Origin of the sequence: Streptomyces sp. NPDC048191, assembly GCF_040652655.1 — a bacterium.
Classification (GTDB): domain Bacteria; phylum Actinomycetota; class Actinomycetes; order Streptomycetales; family Streptomycetaceae; genus Streptomyces.
This window is the reverse complement of record NZ_JBEZMO010000023.1, coordinates 92,986-109,552: the sequence shown is the minus strand read 5'-3', so window position 1 is coordinate 109,552 and position 16,567 is coordinate 92,986. Positions and strand designations below refer to the sequence as shown.

General features: G+C 74.2%; 14 protein-coding genes, 1 pseudogene and 2 riboswitches. Of the genes and pseudogenes, 1 reads left to right on the top strand and 14 read right to left on the bottom strand.

Annotated elements, in window-relative coordinates; genetic code table 11:
- Window positions 1-220: 220 nt before the first annotated feature.
- The 10 genes and pseudogenes from AB0D93_RS30360 to AB0D93_RS30315 form a co-directional block, all read right to left on the bottom strand.
- Complete coding sequence (locus AB0D93_RS30360; RefSeq protein ID WP_362126024.1) at window positions 221-973, bottom strand: CbtA family protein; 753 nt, start codon at window positions 971-973, stop codon at window positions 221-223.
- A gap of 21 nt (window positions 974-994) precedes the next feature.
- A complete protein-coding gene (locus AB0D93_RS30355; protein ID WP_362126021.1) occupies window positions 995-1,216 on the bottom strand; it encodes a CbtB-domain containing protein in 222 nt (73 codons plus the stop codon).
- Window positions 1,217-1,250: 34 nt separating this feature from the next.
- Window positions 1,251-1,388, bottom strand: a riboswitch (cobalamin riboswitch).
- A gap of 167 nt (window positions 1,389-1,555) precedes the next feature.
- Window positions 1,556-2,632 (bottom strand): enoyl-CoA hydratase/isomerase family protein, encoded by a 1,077-nt coding sequence (locus tag AB0D93_RS30350; RefSeq protein ID WP_362126018.1) that lies wholly within the window; start codon window positions 2,630-2,632, stop codon window positions 1,556-1,558.
- Window positions 2,629-2,764, bottom strand: a pseudogene (locus AB0D93_RS30345) (acyl-CoA dehydrogenase); the annotation flags it as partial. The pseudogene AB0D93_RS30345 and the gene AB0D93_RS30350, both read right to left, overlap by 4 nt.
- Before the next feature lie 5 nt (window positions 2,765-2,769).
- A complete protein-coding gene (locus tag AB0D93_RS30340) occupies window positions 2,770-3,171 on the bottom strand; it encodes a (2Fe-2S) ferredoxin domain-containing protein (RefSeq protein WP_362126015.1) in 402 nt (133 codons plus the stop codon).
- 60 nt (window positions 3,172-3,231) lie between these two features.
- Window positions 3,232-3,355: riboswitch (cobalamin riboswitch) on the bottom strand.
- 248 nt (window positions 3,356-3,603) lie between these two features.
- Complete coding sequence (locus tag AB0D93_RS30335) at window positions 3,604-4,260, bottom strand: isoprenylcysteine carboxylmethyltransferase family protein (protein ID WP_362126012.1); 657 nt, start codon at window positions 4,258-4,260, stop codon at window positions 3,604-3,606.
- Window positions 4,261-4,412: 152 nt separating this feature from the next.
- Complete coding sequence (locus tag AB0D93_RS30330) at window positions 4,413-5,600, bottom strand: histidine kinase (protein WP_362126009.1); 1,188 nt, start codon at window positions 5,598-5,600, stop codon at window positions 4,413-4,415.
- 514 nt (window positions 5,601-6,114) lie between these two features.
- Window positions 6,115-7,851 (bottom strand): cation acetate symporter, encoded by a 1,737-nt coding sequence (locus AB0D93_RS30325; protein ID WP_362126007.1) that lies wholly within the window; start codon window positions 7,849-7,851, stop codon window positions 6,115-6,117.
- 31 nt (window positions 7,852-7,882) lie between these two features.
- The gene (locus AB0D93_RS30320) at window positions 7,883-8,128 is read right to left on the bottom strand and encodes a hypothetical protein (protein WP_362126004.1); all 246 of its coding nucleotides are present in this window, start codon (window positions 8,126-8,128) and stop codon (window positions 7,883-7,885) included.
- A 250-nt stretch (window positions 8,129-8,378) separates the two neighbouring features.
- The gene (locus AB0D93_RS30315) at window positions 8,379-9,191 is read right to left on the bottom strand and encodes a LytTR family DNA-binding domain-containing protein (protein ID WP_362126001.1); all 813 of its coding nucleotides are present in this window, start codon (window positions 9,189-9,191) and stop codon (window positions 8,379-8,381) included.
- A gap of 151 nt (window positions 9,192-9,342) precedes the next feature.
- On the opposite strand from AB0D93_RS30315, the gene AB0D93_RS30310 reads away from it, so the two are divergent.
- Window positions 9,343-10,386, top strand: a complete 1,044-nt coding sequence (locus AB0D93_RS30310; protein WP_362125998.1) for an NUDIX domain-containing protein — start codon at window positions 9,343-9,345, stop codon at window positions 10,384-10,386.
- Between the two features lie 6 nt (window positions 10,387-10,392).
- Here AB0D93_RS30310 and AB0D93_RS30305 read toward each other — a convergent pair whose 3' ends face one another.
- Genes AB0D93_RS30305 through AB0D93_RS30290 form a run of 4 tightly spaced genes read right to left on the bottom strand, consistent with a single transcriptional unit; the run spans window position 10,393 to window position 16,480 of the window.
- Window positions 10,393-12,762, bottom strand: coding sequence for a glycosyl hydrolase family 65 protein (locus tag AB0D93_RS30305; RefSeq protein ID WP_362125996.1), 2,370 nt, complete (start codon window positions 12,760-12,762; stop codon window positions 10,393-10,395).
- Window positions 12,763-12,764: 2 nt separating this feature from the next.
- Window positions 12,765-14,918, bottom strand: a complete 2,154-nt coding sequence (locus AB0D93_RS30300; protein WP_362125993.1) for a xanthine dehydrogenase family protein molybdopterin-binding subunit — start codon at window positions 14,916-14,918, stop codon at window positions 12,765-12,767.
- 30 nt (window positions 14,919-14,948) lie between these two features.
- Window positions 14,949-15,944 carry a xanthine dehydrogenase family protein subunit M gene (locus AB0D93_RS30295; RefSeq protein WP_362125990.1) on the bottom strand — a complete coding sequence of 332 codons (996 nt, stop codon included), beginning with the start codon at window positions 15,942-15,944 and terminating at the stop codon, window positions 14,949-14,951.
- Window positions 15,941-16,480 carry a (2Fe-2S)-binding protein gene (locus AB0D93_RS30290; RefSeq protein ID WP_362125987.1) on the bottom strand — a complete coding sequence of 180 codons (540 nt, stop codon included), beginning with the start codon at window positions 16,478-16,480 and terminating at the stop codon, window positions 15,941-15,943. Before AB0D93_RS30290 ends, AB0D93_RS30295 begins: the two co-directional genes overlap by 4 nt.
- Window positions 16,481-16,567 lie beyond the last annotated feature (87 nt).

The following is a 16,567-nucleotide window of genomic DNA, read 5'->3' as shown; positions in this document are numbered from 1 at the left end:
GAGCCTCCCGCTCGTGCGGGAGCCGTTCGGTGCGCTCGGCCTGCCGTCGGGCGGCGCCCGGTTGCCTGTGTTCCTCCGGAGTGAGGGCGGGCGCCTCGCGCCCACCGAGGGCGATGCGCCACCCGCTTCCTGTTCTGCCGGGAATCCCCGCGCATCGGCGGCCGGAGAACGTCAGAGGGCCCCGGTCGGTTCCGAAGGGCCCTCTGTTGTCGGGAAGGGTTCAGCGCGCGGCCGGAACGGCTCTCCCGCTCCCGGCCGTCGCCGGCCTGGGATTGAGCAGCCTCTCGGCCAACTCGCCGAAGACCAGGCCGAATCCGCCCCACAGAACGGTCTGGATCGCCAGTGCCGACAGCCGGAACCGCCACAGCAGGGTGGCCGGGAAGCCCTGGGGCACCTCGTTGACGACGGGCAGGAACTGGTACGCCAGGCCGATCACGACGACGAACGCGGCCACCGCGGCCACCGTCGCCCACCAGGTGCCGAGGCTCGGCGCCAGGCGCTTGCCGAGGATGGTGGCGGCGACCGCCAGCAGGACGCTGAGCAGCATCATCAGGAAGTACAGGGTGGTCCGCTTGCCGATGGTGTCGGCGTTGCCGATCGAGGGAGGATTGGCCGGGTACTTCAGGAACGGCACGACGTACACGGCGAGGAGGGCGCAGCCCGACAGCAGCAGCGCCGTCGCGCGCGGACCGAAGCGGCCCACGCGGCCGAGGGCGAAGCAGAAGGCGAGTGCGGCGATGCCGCCGAAGGCGACCCCGTAGACGAGGACTCCGGTGGCGAGGCCGGCGGTGGACTGCAGGGAGCGGGAGACGACTTCCATCTCGTGCTCGTGCGAGTGGGCCTGCTCGAAGCCGATCGCCTTGTCGACGCTCGGCTCACCGAGGACGTACGCCACGACCAGGGCGAGCACGCCTGCCGCGAGGCCGGCGAGCATGCCCCGTACGAGGAGGTTCCGTACGGTTGCGGAGTTCATGGGGGTGCGGCGTCCCTCGCGTCAGTGGCAGGGGAAGCCGAGCAGATGGCGGGCGTCGTGCACCCACTCGTGGACGCCCGTGCCGTTGACCACGGAGGTGGCGCCCTGCTCGGCGCCGACGAAGTAGAGCAGGACCAGCATCAGGACGCCGAAGAAGACCGCCCAGGGAGCGATCGCCTTCAGCGGCAGCTTGGCGGGAACGACGGGGGTGGTGGCTGTCGGCTGGGCGACGGTCTGCGCCATGGCAGGACCTCCTCGGGAGTTCGCGTCCCATCTCGGTGGTGCACAGGACGACGGCCACGGGTCTGACTCACGGCCCCCTGAGGGTCCCGCATACAGTGGCGCGACCGTGCCGGATTCCCACCGGCTTCCGTTTCGCCGTCGTCGATATCGGACCGACCGTACCGCGTGACGCACGCATGGCCAAGACCGCCTCCGCCCGACGTGATCTTCCTCTCCCACCAGGCGGGACGGTACGGGCCAGTGGGTCGGCCGTGGCGCGATTCCGGCGGCCGCCCGGCGGTACGGACGCTCATGCCCCGGTTCCGGCGGGTGGCGAACTGCGCGCGCACCAGGGGGCGTTCACCATGCCGCCTCCGCGGCGGAACCGGGCCCGGCGAGTCCCAGTTCACGGTCGCCGAGCGGGGCGAAGAAGCGTGCCACGTCCGCGTCGGTGACCTCGGCGAGCGTCGCCGGGGACCAACGCGGACACCGGTCCTTGTCGATGATCTGGGCGCGGACGCCCTCCACCAGGTCGGGTGAGCTCAGAGCGGCGCACGAGACGCGGTACTCCTGGTCGAGGACCCGCTCCAGAGACCCGAGGCGCCGTGCGCGGCGGATCGCGGCCAGGGTGACCTTCAGCGCGGTGGGCGACTTGGCGAGCAGGGTCTCGGCCGCCTCCTTGGCGTCGGGGCCGCCGTGGGCGAACAGCCGGTGGACGATCCCCTCCACGGTGTCGGCGGCGTAACAGGGGTCGATCCACTCCCGTCGGGCGGTCAACTCCCCTGGGGACGGCGGCCGTACGTGTCGCGCGAGGGCGTCCGGTACGGGCAGCTCGGCCAGGTCGTCGACGAGGGAGCCGAGGGCTGCGGACGGTACGCAGTGGTCGGCGAGTCCGCACAACAGGGCGTCGGCGGCGCCGATCTGGGCTCCCGTCAGGGCGAGGTGGGTGCCGAGTTCGCCCGGGGCGAGGCCGAGGAGATGGGTGCCGCCCACGTCGGGGACGAAGCCGATACCGGTCTCGGGCATCGCGATCCGCGAGCGTTCGGTGACGATACGGACGCTGGCGTGCGCGGAGACGCCGACCCCGCCGCCCATCACGATGCCGTCCATGACGGCGACGTACGGCTTGGGGTAGCGGGCGATACGGGCGTTGAGGTGGTACTCGTCGCGCCAGAACGCGGCCGAGGCGGTGCCGTCGCCGTCGCGGGCGTCGTCGTGGACGGCGCGGATGTCGCCGCCGGCGCACAGGCCGCGCTCCCCCGCACCGGTGATGACGACGGTCTCCACGGCCGGGTCGTGCTCCCACGCGGTGAGGGCCTCGTCGATGCGGCGCACCATGGCGTGCGTGAGGGCGTTAAGGGCCCGGGGCCGGTTGAGGGTGATGTGGGCGGCCCGGCCTGCGGTGTGGAACAGGACGGGGTCGTCGGTGCCGGTCATCCGGACGCCTCCGTCAGGCCGCGGGCCACGATGAAGCACATGATCTCGTTGGTTCCTTCCAGGACGGGGTGGACAGACGGGTATCGGACGATCCTTCTCGATGGCGTGCCCGCCGTGGTGGCCGCGGCCGCCGGGGGTCAGCGGGGATCCGCCCGGCGCCGAGGTGGAGTGAACGCGTACAGGTCGAGGATGTCCGGGAGCGGAGCCACGCCGGGGCCGCCGGAGCGCACCCAGGTGACGATGTCCTCGGTCGCGTCCGGATCGTTGACGAGCCCGAGCCAGACCGGCCGCGCACCGGCGGCCCGGCCCACCGCGGACGGCTGTACGACGATGACGTTGGCCTGGTCGCACACGTCGAGGCAGTCGGAGACGCGCACCGGTACCTCCGCCCGCAGGCGTGCGGTCTGCGCCGCGTGGTCGACCCCGGTCACCTTGGGGCTGCCGCAGCAGCAGTCCCGGCACACGACGACCCGGCACGGTGCCGCACCGCTGCCCGCCCCGGGCTCGTCCGCCGCCTCTGCCGTCGTCCGCTCGGGCACGCCGCGTCACTCCCCTCCCGGGGAGATCCGCCCCGGTGTCCGTCGAGGAGGCGACCGCGTGAGTCTCCTGGCTCCCGGGTCGTCGCTCGCCCCGCCTTCCCACCCCGGTCGGGGGCGGTGGCCTGCCGGGACTCGCTCACCGGTCACAGTGGCGGGACCGCGCCGGACTCGCACCGGCTTCCTCGGACCGCCGTCGCCCATGTCGACGATCATCATGCCACCACCGGTCGGGGCGTCATGGGGACGGCCACCGCCCGCGCCCGGACCTGCTGTGGCCGAGTGTGCCGGCGATCGGCGTTCCCATTCGCCGGGCGACCCGGTCGAGCGGCTCCGTGCTGCGCTCGGCGCGCGGCACATGGCGATGGCGCCCGCGACGGCCATCACGACGCGGCCGCGAACCCGGCGCCCGGCGGGGATCGGCGCCGTGCGCCGTCAGCGCCTCGGTCCCCAGCCGCTCCCGGCAGAGCGCGGGCCCGGACTGGCGGGGGCGGGGCGTATTCGGGGGACCAGTGCCGGGACATCGGCGCGGTAGGCCTCGTACGAGACGCCGAACCGCTCGGCCATCAGAGCGTCCTCGACGCGGACCCGCCGCAGCAGCCAGGGCACGGCGACCACGAGCACGGCCGTCCAGACACCGAAGCCGCAGGCCAGCATGGCGCCGATGACCAAGCCGAGCAGTCCGGTGTAGATGGGGTGGCGGACCAGCCGGTAGGGCCCGTCCGTGCGCAGCTCATGGTGTTCCTGGACCGTCGGGACGCTGGCCCACATCGTGCCCAGGACCCAGCGGGCCCACAGCAGCAGGCCCGTCGACGCCACGGCGAGCAGGGCGCCCGCCACCGCCAGCTCGGGCTGCCAGTACCGCAGGTGACTCCAGAAGCCACGGGTGTGGTCGAGCAGGACCGAGAACACGTAGGCGCCCGCGACCAGCAGCAGCCGGCGCGGCAGCGTGCGCCGCAGTCCGCGCGCCCAGCCGCGCGCGCCTCTCTCGCTCTTCACGCCGAAGTAGACGGCGCCCGCGATCCAGGCCGCGACGAAGACGACCATGCAGACGACGGTGATCGCTACGAGAGCCGAGTGGAGGGTGCCCATGCCCCAAGGGTGCTCCGCGCAGACAGTGGATCACCACCACCCACGGGTCGATGGAGAGCTCTCCACCTGCCTCCGACCACGGGTGGAGACCCCGCTTCCCCTGGCAGCCCACGGGCCGTGCGGCGCCGCCGGCCGATGGCTGACGGCCGGGGTCAGGGTGGTGGGGCCTGGATGCCCGGGCGGAACTTCGGGACGCGGAGCGTGATCTTCGTGCCCGCCCCGACGCCCGTCTCGATGACCAGGCCGTGGTCGTCGCCGTAGACCTGGCGCAGCCGGCGGTCGACGTTGCTCAGGCCGATGCCGGTGGCGGGGCCGGCCGTGCCGCGCAGGATCGCGCGCAGGCGTTCCGGTTCCATGCCGATGCCGTCGTCCTCGATGACGACCCGGGCCTCGGTGCCCTCGTCCTCGGCGATGATCGTGACGCCGATGCGCTCCACGGACTCCTCCAGGCCGTGTTTGAGGGCGTTCTCGACGAGGGGCTGCAGGCAGAGGAAGGGCAGCGTCACCGGGAGCACCTCGGGGGCGATGCGCAGGGTGACGCGGAGACGGCGGCCGAAGCGGGCGCGGGCGAGTTCCAGGTACTGCTCGATGGAGCGCAGTTCCTCGGCCAGGGTGGTGAAATCGCCGTCGCGGCGGAACGAGTAGCGGGTGAAGTCGGCGAATTCCTGGAGGAGTTCACGGGCGCGTTCGGGGTCGGTGCGGACGAAGGAGGCGATGCTGGCGAGGGAGTTGTAGATGAAGTGCGGGGAGATCTGGGCGCGCAGGGCCCGGACCTCGGCCTCGTGGGCGCTGGTGCGGGCCCGGTCGAGTCCGGCGAGTTCGAGTTCCACGGAGAGCCGGCGGGCCGCCTCCTCGGTGGCCCGGAGCAGGGCCGTGGATTCGGCGGCGGCGCACACGGCGAGAGCGCCGAGGGGCGTGCCGTCCGTCGTGAGCGGCACCAGGGCGGCCCAGCGGGCGGGGCAGCCGTCATCGTCGCAGGACAGCGGGAAGGTCCGGGCACGGGGCAGAGGGGAGAGCTGTGCCGTCACCTCCGCGCGGTGGTGTTCGGCGGGACCGTCCCAGGCGAGCACGGAGGTGTCGTCGGTGACGGCGAGGGCGGGGACGCCGAGCAGGGGGCGCAGTCTGCGGGCCGCCTTGCGGGCGGTGTCCGGGGAGAGTCCGGCGCGCAGGGGTGCCGCGGCGAGCGCGGCGGTGTGCAGGGCATGGGCGAGCGCCCGCGACCCGTCGCTGTCGGCGGAGTGCTGCTGCTGCCGCCGCGCCGCACCATGCCCCAGGGCGGCCCCGAGCACGAACAGCGCGAGCGCGACCAGGGCGAGGGCAGCTGTGCCGAGGACGGTCATGGGCGACGCCGGTCCGGGCCGGCGCCGACATGGCCGCAGGCGCCGCCGGCCGCCCGGCCGGCCCACGCGGAAGGCCCCCGGCCCAGGCGAAGGGCCGGCACACGGGCGCTGCTCCGGACGGAGTCGCCACCGCGCAAGCCGGGCCCCGCGGTCACCGGGGCCGCACGACCGTCCCCCGCCCTCACCCCCCGCCCCACGACACCGCCACCTCCCCCACCCGGAAGACCCCGGCGCACGTCACGACCGCCTCGCACACACCACCGACCGGGCAACACCACAGCCCACACGCTCCTGTGCCCCGGCACGCGACATCACCCGAGCCGAGGCCTCCACCAGCCGCTCGACGCCCGCCGGCCCTACGTCCGCATCCCGCACGCCGTGGACCGACTCGCCCCCGGCAAGCGGCAGTTGGTCGTTCGGCGGGGTGATCGCGCTCCACTCGGTCCGGCCGGTCGGCCAAGGGGATCGCGTGTGGTCCGGGGGTGTGCTGGTCGTGGGCACGGTGGCTCCTCGGTCAGGTCGTGGCCGGTCCGGTGCGGGGGACGGGGGGCGGTTCGGGCAGGTGCAGGCGGGCCATGGTGGCGGCGGTGCCCGGTGGGACGCGGGCGCGGGTGGCCAGGGAGATCAGGATCATCGCCGTGAAGCCCACGGGTACGGACCACACCGCGGGCCAGGCCAGCAGGGTGTGCAGCCAGCCCGAACGGGCGCCGCCGACGATGGTGGTGGTCACCGCGGTGAGCGCCGAGCCGCCGCCCAGGAGCAGCCCGGCGATCGCGCCCGGCGGGGTCAGACCGCGCCACCAGATGCCGAGGACGAGCAGCGGACAGAACGAGGACGCGGAGACGGCGAAGGCGAGTCCGACCGCGTCGGCCACGGGCAGGTCGCTGACCACCGCGGCCGCCGCCGTGGGCACCGCGATCGCGGGCAGCGTGGCGAGCCGGAAGTGGCGGACGCCGAGCGTGGGCAGGACGTCCTGGGCGAGGACACCGGCGACGGACATGGTGAGTCCGGAGGCCGTGGAGAGGAACGCCGCGCAGGCGCCGCCCGCGACGAGGGCGCCGAGCAGGTCCCCGGCCGCCCCTCCGACCAGCCGTTGCGGCAGGACGAGGACCGCCGCGTCGGTGTCACCGGTCAGCAGCAGGTCGGGGGCGTACAGGCGGCCGAGGATGCCGTACAGCGGCATGAGCAGGTAGAACGCGCCGAGCAGACCGAGCACGCTCACCGTGGTGCGGCGGGCGGCGCGGCCGTCGGGGTTGGTGTAGAAGCGGACGACGACATGGGGCAGGCCCATGGTGCCGAGGAAGGTGGCGAGGATCAGCCCGTAGGTGGAGTACAGGCTGTGCTGTTCGCGGTCCGAGGATAGGGGCTTGGCCCAGCTGGAGGGCGTGGCGCGGTCGGGGGCGCGGTCCGGCAGGGGGACGCGGGCCCCGGCCGGGAAGCCCAGGGCGGTGTCCGCGCCGATCCGGTGCCGGCCCTCGCCCAGCCGCAGCGAAATCCCGTGCACCGCGCGGCCGTCGACGGTTCCGGAGGCGGTGACCCGGACCGGTTCGTGCACGGTGAGGGTGAGCGGCCGGTCGACACGCACCTCGGTGGAGCGGTGGAAGACGGGCCGGTCGTCCCAGGCGGGGGCCGGAGCGTGGTCGGCGCGCCAGGCGAGCAGCAGGAACACCACCGGTACCAGCAGGGCGGTGAGTTTCAGCCAGTACTGGAAGGCCTGGACGAAGGTGATGCTGCGCATCCCGCCGGCGGCGACGGCCCCGGTCACCACCGCGGCGACGACCAGCCCGCCGAGCCAGCCGGGGGCGCCGGTGAGCAGTCGGAGGGTGAGGCCGGCGCCGCGCAGCTGGGGCAGCAGATACAGCCAGCCGATGCCGACGACCAGCACCCCGGCGATCCGGCGCACCGCCCTGGACTCCAGCCGGGCCTCGGCGAAGTCGGGCAGGGTGTAGGCGCCGGAGCGGCGCAGCGGGGCGGCGACGAACGCCAGCAGCACCAGGAACCCCGCGGTGTAGCCGATGGGGAACCACAGCATGTCGACGCCCTGGGCGAGGACGAGCCCCGCGACGCCGAGGAAGGAGGCGGCGGACAGGTACTCGCCGCTGACCGCGCAGGCGTTGAGGCGGGGTGCGACGCCGCGGGAGGCGACGTAGAAGTCGGAGGTGGTGCGGGAGATGCGCAGTCCGAGCGCGCCGACGAGCAGCGTGGCGAGGATCGCGGCCGTCACGCCCACGATCCCGTACGTCTGGTTCACCGGAGGGCTCCGGCGGGTGGCGGGCGCATGGTCAGGGGCGTTCCGGCGGGGCACCGGCGGCAGCATCGGTCTCGTTGCGCTCGGCGCGGCGGACGTACCAGGCGCCGATGGCCAGCAGGGCCGGGTAGGGTGCCACGCCCAGGGCGAGCCAGACGGCCAGGGGGACGCGGGGCGCCGGGCCGGTGGCCGGGAGGGCGCGCAGGAGTACGGGGAGCAGGCCGAGGACGACCGCGAGGAGGGCCGTGGCGATGAGCCCCGTGCGCAGCTGACGGCGCATCAAGCGGCCTACCAGGGCCTCCGATTGGGGGTGCGGAGCGGGCACCGGGCGGGGCGCGGACGGGCCGGCGAAGGGGCGCGGGCGTCCGGTGACCACCTCTCTGCGAGGGACGGATTCCGCACCCATGACGCACTCCCGACACAGCGGTGATCACCTTGTGCTGCGGCGAGTGTACGCAGCCGCCCGGCGCGGAGACAGCCGGTGGACGAGAATCGCCACAGGTCCGTCACCCGCGGCCCGCCTCCGCCGCTCAACGGGCCCTGCCCGCCGCGTGCTGGGCGAGCAGGTCGCGCAGCTCCCGGGCGTTGCGCCGGCTCACGGCGAGGACGCGGTCGCCGACCCGCACGGTGACGTTGCCGCCGTCCAGGCGGAGTTCCTCGACGCGGCCGAGCGAGACGAGCCGGCTGCGGTGGATGCGCACGAACCCCCGTGCACGCCACTGCTCCTCCAGGGTGGACAGCGCGACGCGCACCAGGTGGCTGCCGTGCCGGGTGTGCAGCCGTACGTAGTCGCCGTGTGCCTCGGCAAAGGCGATGTCGGCGATGGGGACGAACCGGGTCACCCCACCCAGTTCCACGGGGATCTGGTCGCCGAAGGCGGGTGCCGGACCGGGTACGGGCGTGGCGGACGCGGCCGGGCGGGGCCCCTGTCCGGCCCGGACCAGTTCGGTGACCCGGCGTACGGCTTCGGCGAAGCGTTCCTCGCGGAGGGGCTTGAGCAGATAGTCGACGGCCTTGAGATCGAAGGCGCGGACCGCGAAGCCGTCGTGGGCGGTGACGAAGACGATCAGCGGCGGGGCGGCGAAGTGCCCGAGCAGCCGGGCCAGTTCGAGGCCGTCGAGTCCCGGCATGTTGATGTCGAGGAAGACGACGTCGACGGCCTCCTCGCCGTCCGGCCCGTCCTCCATGGCCCGGCCGAGCCGGCGCAGCGCCTCGGTGGGCCCCGCGGCGGCCATCACGGTGCCGATCCGCGGATCCTGCCCCAGCAGGTACAGCAGTTCCTCGAGCGCGGGCTCCTCGTCGTCGACCGCCAGCACCCGCAGGGGCACGTCGCTCGCGCTCATCTCCGCCGGCTCCTTTCCCCTTCAACCCCCTACCCGTGCATGGTCGTCTCCGCGGCCGCCGCCGTCGAGATCGCGCGCGCCGGTGTACGACGGCCGCCGCCGGGCGAGGATCCCGGAGTCCGTGGAGACGACCAGCCCGAGGAGGCCCGGTGTGGCAGACGTGAAGCCCGACGAGTGGGACGCACACTACGCGGGCGGCGGACGGTTCCGTGAGCTGGGCGACGCCGAGCGCCGGCTGCTGGCGGAGCATGTCCCGGCACCCGTGGGCGGCCTCGCTCTGGACGTCGGCTGCGGGCTCGGCGAACTCGCCCGTCATCTGGCCGCATCCGGGTACCGGGTGGCAGGCGTCGACTGGTCCGGGGCAGCGCTCGCGCGGGCCGGGCAGGCCGACGCGACCGGCGTGACGTACCGGTGCCTGGACATCGAGCGGGACGACCTCGCCCGACTCCCCCACCCGGCCTATGACTTGATCACCGTCCGGCTCTGCTGGGCCTTCGTCCGCGACCGCACCCGTGTGCTGAACCGGCTGCGTGAGCGGCTGCGTCCCGGCGGGGCGCTGTGCGTGATCACACCGGTGGCGGACGCGGTGCCGGAGGACCGGCGCGCCATCGCCCTGGACGAGGAGGAGATCGGCCTGCTCCGCGCGGGCTGGACGTCCGCCGCCCGGTACGACGCCGACGGCCTGGCGATGCTCGTCCTGCGCGGCCCCTCCCCCGGCGCCCCCGCGTACACCGGCAAGGGCCGCCCCTCCCCGCACGCCCTGACCGGCGCCGGTGTCGTCGTCACCGACGCGGCGGGCCGGGTGCTGCTGGGATGGTCGGTGCGGGGTGTCTGGGAGTTGCCCGGCGGCAAGAACGAGGCGGACGAGGACTTCGCCGCCGCGGCCGTCCGGGAGCTGGAGGAGGAGACCTCCCTGAAGGCCGACCCGGAAGGGACACGGGTGCGGGCCGTCCTGATGGACTGCGCGCACGGCGTCCCCCGGGTGACCGCCGCCGTCCGGGTGGCCTCCTTCACCGGCACACCGGTGGTCACCGAGCCCCGGCTGATCCACCGCTGGGAGTGGCACGAGGTCGACGATCTGCCCCGGCTCGGCCGGCCGCTGTTCACCCCCAGCGCACACGTCCTGGACACCGTGTGGCCGGGGCTCCTCCCGGGGCTGCCGCCCGTGCACCGGTACCGGGTGACGGACGGCTGAGCGGCATCACTCCGGCACCACGAGCCGGGCCGCCTCGCCCGGTCCCACCGGGACCACCCGGTCGCGCAGGCAGACGTCGATGGGTGCGCGGCCGGAGGACGGCACGGCGATCTCCAGCAGGCCGCTGCGCAGGCGCAGATGGACGCCCCAGTGGCCGTGGTAGCGGAGGGCGAAGCCGTAGGAGGAGAGTTCGGGCAGCGGGACCGGGTCCAGGCACAGGGCGCCGTCGCGGGTCTCCAGGCCGGTCAGTCCGCGCTGGACGAGGTCGAGGGTGCCGGCCATGGCACCGAGGTGGATGCCCTCACCGGTGGTGCCGCCCTGCAGGTCGGCGATGTCGCCGCGCAGTGCCTCCTGCACGAAGGCCCAGGCGCCCGCGCGGCGGGCGCGGGTCAGGATCCAGCCGTGGACCAGGCCGCTCAGGGTGGAGCCGTGGCTGGTGCGGTGCAGGTAGTGGTCGACGGTAGCGCTCCAGGTCCGGTCGTCGAGACAGTAGCCCAACCGGTTGAAGAGGCAACGGAGTTCGGGCGCCGAGAAGAGGTAGCCGAGCATCAGGACGTCGGCCTGTTTGGACGCCCGGTACCGGTTGGCCGTGTCGCCCTCGGCCTCCAGGATCCGGTCGAGGCGCCGGATGTCGTCGTACCGCTTGCGGTAGCCGTCCCAGTCCAGCTCGGCGAGGTCGCCGTACCCCTCGAACTGGCTGATCACCCCGTCGTGGAAGGGCACGTGGAGGGTGCGGGAGATCTCCTCCCAGCGGGCGGGCTCGTCCTCGTCCAGTCCGGCGCTCTCGGTGAGTTCGCGGCGGCGCGGCTCGGGCATGGTGTCGAGCAGTTCCAGGGTCCGGGCGAGCACCCAGGCGGCGGTGACGTTGGTGTACGCGTTGTCGTCGAGGCCCGGTGCGGCGGCGCCGGGGTAGGCGTCGTGGTATTCGTCGGGACCGACCACGCCCCGGATGCGGTACCGGCCTAGGTGGTCGTCGTAGCTCGCGAAGTCGCCCCAGAACCGGGCGATCTGCAGCATCATCTCGGCGCCCTCGCCGTGCAGGAAGTCGATGTCGCCGGTCGCCTCCCAGTACTGCCACACGTTGTACGCGACCGCCGAGCCGACGTGGTGCTGGAGCCGTGAGTGGTCCGGCAGCCAGCGGCCGGAGCGGGGGTTGAGGTGGAGTTGCTGCGCCTCCTCGCGGCCGTCGCTGCCGCTCTGCCACGGGTAGAGCGCACCGCGCCGGCCGAGTTCCCGGGCGGCCTGGCAGGCGGCTCCCAAGCGCCGGTGCCGGTAGCGCAGCAGGGCGCGGGAGACCTCGGGAAGGTGCAGGTTGAGGTAGGGCAGGACGAAGAGTTCGTCCCAGAAGACGTGGCCGCGGTAGGCCTCGCCGTGCAGTCCGCGCGCGGGGACGCCCACGTCGAGGTCGGCCGTGTGCGGCGAGAGGGTCTGCAGCACGTGGAACAGGTGCAGGCGCAGGATGCTGCCCGCCTCGCCGGGGACCTCGAACGCGGTGCGCCGCCACAGCTGCTCCCAGGCGGTGATGTGGCTCTCCAGCAGCACGTCGAAGCCGGGGGCGGCGCCGACACGGTCGACCGCCGCGTCCAGCGGGTCGCCGATGGCGGGGTCGCGCGAGGTGTGCAGCGCGACGGTCTTGTCGACGGTGGCGTTCCGGCCGGGCGTCAGGCGCAGCCGCAGGTGCTGGACGGCGCGCAGGGCTTCGTGCCCCGTCGCCACGGGCGCGTCGGTGGTCAGCCGGGCGGCCAGGGCGCATTCGATGCGGGAGGTGCGGGTGTGGCAGCGCAGCCACATCGCGCCGTGTGCGGCGAGGCCGGTGCGTACCTGGGTGAGGTGCCGGCCGTCCAGGTCCCGGTAGCGGGCCACGCCGGAGTTGGTGACGCGTCCGTCGAGCGCGGCCTCGACCTCCAGCTCGACCTCGCCGCCCTCGACGGTGAACTCCGTGCGCAGGGCGGCGAGATGGCGGTCGGCCAGGTGCACGAGCCGCAGCTGGCGTACGTGGAGTGTGGCGCCGCCGCCGAGGTCGTAGCCGGTGCGGCGTTCCAGCAGTCCGGGATCGAGGTCCAGCATGAGGTGGTGCTCGGTGACGGGCGCGGTGTCCGGGGTGAGCCAGGCGCCGTCCCCCGGACGGAAGCGCAGCGGCAGCCAGTTGGGGAGGTTGACCACGTCCTCGTTCTCGACCCGGCGCCCGGCGACCTCGGAGGTGAGCCGGTCGTAGCAGCCGGCCGCGTAGGTGCCCGGGTAGTGGACGTCGTCCGCGGTGCACTCGGGCAGCGACCCGCGGGTGGCGAAGTACCCGTTGCCCAGGGTGCACAGCGACTCCCGCAGGCGTTCCTCCTCCGGCCGGTAGCCCTCGTACTCCCAGGTCGGCCCCGTCACGGTCACCCCTCGGACAGCAGGCGGGTGATGATCCGGTCGGGGGTGAGCGGCAGTTCACGGAAGCGGATGCCGGTGGCGTGGTGGACCGCGTTGCCGATGGCGGCGGCGGTGCCGACGATGCCGATCTCCCCGATGCCCTTGCTGCCCATGGGGTTGAGGTGGGGGTCGTCCTCGTCGATCCAGTCGGCCTCGATGTCGGGGACGTCGGCGTGCGCGGGCACGTGGTAGGAGGCGAGGTCCGCCTCGGTGAAGTCGCCGAACGCGCGGTCCAGTGTGCTGTGTTCGGTGAGGGCCATGCCGAGGCCCATGGTCATGCCGCCGACGAACTGGGAACGCGCGGTGCGGGAGTTGAGGATCCGCCCGGCGGCGAAGATGCCGAGCAGCCGCCGTACCCGGGTCTCGCCGGTCACGGTGTCGACGGCGACCTCGGCGAAGTGGGCGCCGAAGGCGTGCCGGGAGTAGGGGCTGTCGGCGTCGGCCCGCCCGGCGGTGTCGGCGCGGGTCTCGATGCCGTCGGCGGGCGGCGGTCCGGTGTGCGCGGCGAGCCGGGAGGCCAGCTCGGCACACGCCTCGTGCACGGCCCAGCCCCAGGAGGCGGTGCCCATGGAGCCGCCGGCCAGCCATGCCGACGGCAGGTCGCTGTGCCCGATCTCGGTGCGGACCCGGTCGAGGGGCGCACCGAGGGCGTCGGCGGCGATCTGCGCGAGGACGGTACGGGCCCCGGTGCCGATGTCGGTCGCGTTGATCCGCACGGTGAAGGTGCCGTCGGGCAGGGCCCGGGCGGTCGCGGTGGCCGGGACGGCCGCGGCCGGATAGGTGGCCGCGGCCACGCCGGTGCCGAGGAGCAGCGGGCCCTCGGTGCGCGAGCGGGTCCGCGGGTCGCGCTCGGCCCAGCCGAAGCGGCGGGCGCCCTCGCGCAGGCACTCCACGAGGTGCCGGCTGCTGAACGGCTTGCCGCTGTCCGGCTCCCGCTCGGGTTCGTTGCGGATGCGCAGCTCCACCGGGTCCGTGCCGAGCGCGTCGGCGAGTTCGTCCACGGCGGACTCCAGGGCGTACATGCCGGGCGCCTCGCCGGGGGCGCGCATCCACGAGGGGGTGGGGACGTCGAGCGGGACCACCAGGTGGGCGCTGAGCAGGTTGGGGGTGGCGTACATCATGCGGGCGGGCACCGCGGCCTGCTCGACGAACTCCTTCACCCGGGAGGTGTGGGTGGTCACCTCGTGCAGCACGGCGGTGAACCTGCCGTCCGCGTTCGCGCCGAGACGGAGGCGCTGCACGGTGGGGGCGCGGTGCCCGACGGTGGTGGGCAGGTACCGGCGGGGGTAGGCGACGGTGACGGGCCGGCCGGTGCGCCGGGCGGCCATGACGGCGAGGACGACGTCCGGGCGGGGGGTGCCCTTGGAGCCGAAGCCGCCGCCGACGTGCTCGGTGACGACGGTGATCCGGTCCTCGGACAGCTCGAACATCTGGGCGAGCACGGAGCGCACGGTCGTACCGCCCTGGCTGGAGGTGTACACGGTGAGCCGGTCCCCGTCCCACTGGGCCGTGCTGGCGTGCGGCTCCATGGGGTGGTTGTGCAGCGGCGGCACCCGGTAGGTGACGTCGACGCGGACCTCGGCGGCGGCGAAGGCGGCCTCCGGGGCGCCGTGCTCGACCCGGCCTGGGTAGCCGGCGTTGACCTCCTCCGGCTCGTAGGCGTCCCGGTGACCTGGATCGAGTTCGGCGTGGTGCGGTTCCTCCTTGTAGGCGACGCGGACCGCCCGGGCCGCGGCGCGGGCCGTCTCCAGGGAGTCGGCGACGGCCAGGGCCACGCACCAGCCCCGGTGCGGCACGTCGGGGCCCTGGAGGACGGCGAGGGTCGCGTCCTCGGGTGCGGCGGTGCGCGGGGCGTCGTCGGGGGTGAGGACGGCGAGCACGCCGGGCAGGGCGAGGGCGGCCGAGGTGTCGACGGCGGTGACCCGGCCGCGCGCGATCGTGGCGGGCACCGGCCAGGCGTGGGCGCGGCCGGGCGGGGCGTACTCGGCGGCGTAGCGGGCGGCGCCGGTGACCTTCTGCCGTCCTTCCCGGCGCTCGGCGGGGGCGCCCAGGACACCGTCGGGGCCCGTGTGCCGACCTTCCGTGCGCCCGGCTGGGGCGCCGAGCGAGTTGCCGGTCATGGGGTTTCCTCCTGCTCCTCCTGCGTCGGCTCAGGCCACCGCGGGTGCGGGGGCGAGGCGGTTCAGGACGTCCAGGGCGAGATTGCGGGCGAGGGACACCTTGTAGGCGTTGTCGCGCAGGGGCTCGGCGTGCGCGAGTTCCAGCTCCACGGCTCCCTCGAAGGCGGCGGGCGTGGCGGGGGCGCCCAGCAGGGCGAGCTCGGTGTGCCGGGCCCGCCAGGGTTTGTGGGCGAGCCCACCGAAGGCGATCCCCGCCTGGTCGACGACGCCGTCCACGACCTTCAGCACGACGGCCACGGAGGCGAGGGCGAAGGCGTACGACGCCCGGTCGCGGGCCTTGCGGTAGGCGGACGGGACGCCGGCGGTGGCCGCGGGGAGCAGCACACCGGTGATCAGCTCGCCCGGGCAGATCCAGGTGTCCCGCTCGGGGTGCTCGCCCGGCAGCCGGTGGAACTCGGCTGCCGGCAGGCGCCGGGTGCCCTCGGTGCCGTACAGCTCCACCTGGGCGTCCAGGGCGGCCAGTGCGACCGCCATGTCGGACGGGTTCGTGGCGATGCACTGCTCGGAGTGGCCGAGGACCGCGTGGTCGCGGTGGACGCCGTCGCGGGCGCCGCAGCCGCTGCCGGGCTCGCGTTTGTTGCAGGGTTTGGCCAGGTCCTGGAAATAGGGGCAGCGGGTGCGCTGGAGCAGGTTGCCGCCGGTGGTGGCGGCGTTGCGCAGCTGCCCGGAGGCGCCTGCGAGCAGGGCCTGGGACAGCGCCGGGTAGCGGTCGCGGACGCGGGGGTCGGCGGCCAGGTCGCTGTTGCGGACGGTGCCGCCGACGCGCAGGGAGCCGTCGGGCCGCTCCTCGATCGTGTCCAGGGGCAGCCGGCCGACGTCGATGAGGGTGCCGGGGCGCTCCACGCCGAGTTTCATCAGGTCGACCAGGTTGGTGCCGCCGGCCAGATAGCGGGCGCCGGGGTGGGTTGCGTAGGCCTCGACGGCTTCCCGGAGGGTTGCGGGCCTGAGGTATCCGAAGCCGTTCACGGGACCACGTCCTCCACGGCCTCGACGATGCGCGGGTAGGCGCCGCAACGGCACAGGTTGCCGCTCAGCCGCTCACGGATCTCCGTACGGTCCAGCGGGACGGGCCGGCCGGAGGGGGCCGCGGGGTCGGTGACGTGGGAGGGGTGACCGGCCGCGGCCTCGGCGAGCATGCCCACGGCGGAGCAGATCTGCCCGGGGGTGCAGTAGCCGCACTGGAAGGCGTCGCGGTCGAGGAAGGCCCGCTGCAGGGGGTGCGGCTCCTCGCCGTCCCCGCCGAGGCCCTCGACGGTGGTGACGTCACTGCCGTCGAGGGTGACCGCGAGCAGCAGGCAGCTGTTGAGGCGGCGGCCGTCGGCCAGCACGGTGCAGGCACCGCACTGACCGTGGTCGCAGCCCTTCTTCGCCCCGGTGAGGCCGAGATCCTCGCGGAGCAGGTCCAGCAGCACACGTCGGTGGTCGACGTGCACGGTGTGGGGTTTGCCGTTGACCCGGAGGGTGATCTCCGAAGCGGACGGAAGCTTGTCTTTGCTGGTCATTGCAGGGGTGACCTCCCGGACGGGCCCTGGTGTCCGTCCTCACCGCGTATCCACGCGACGGCGCCTCACACGTCCGGAGGGCCACAC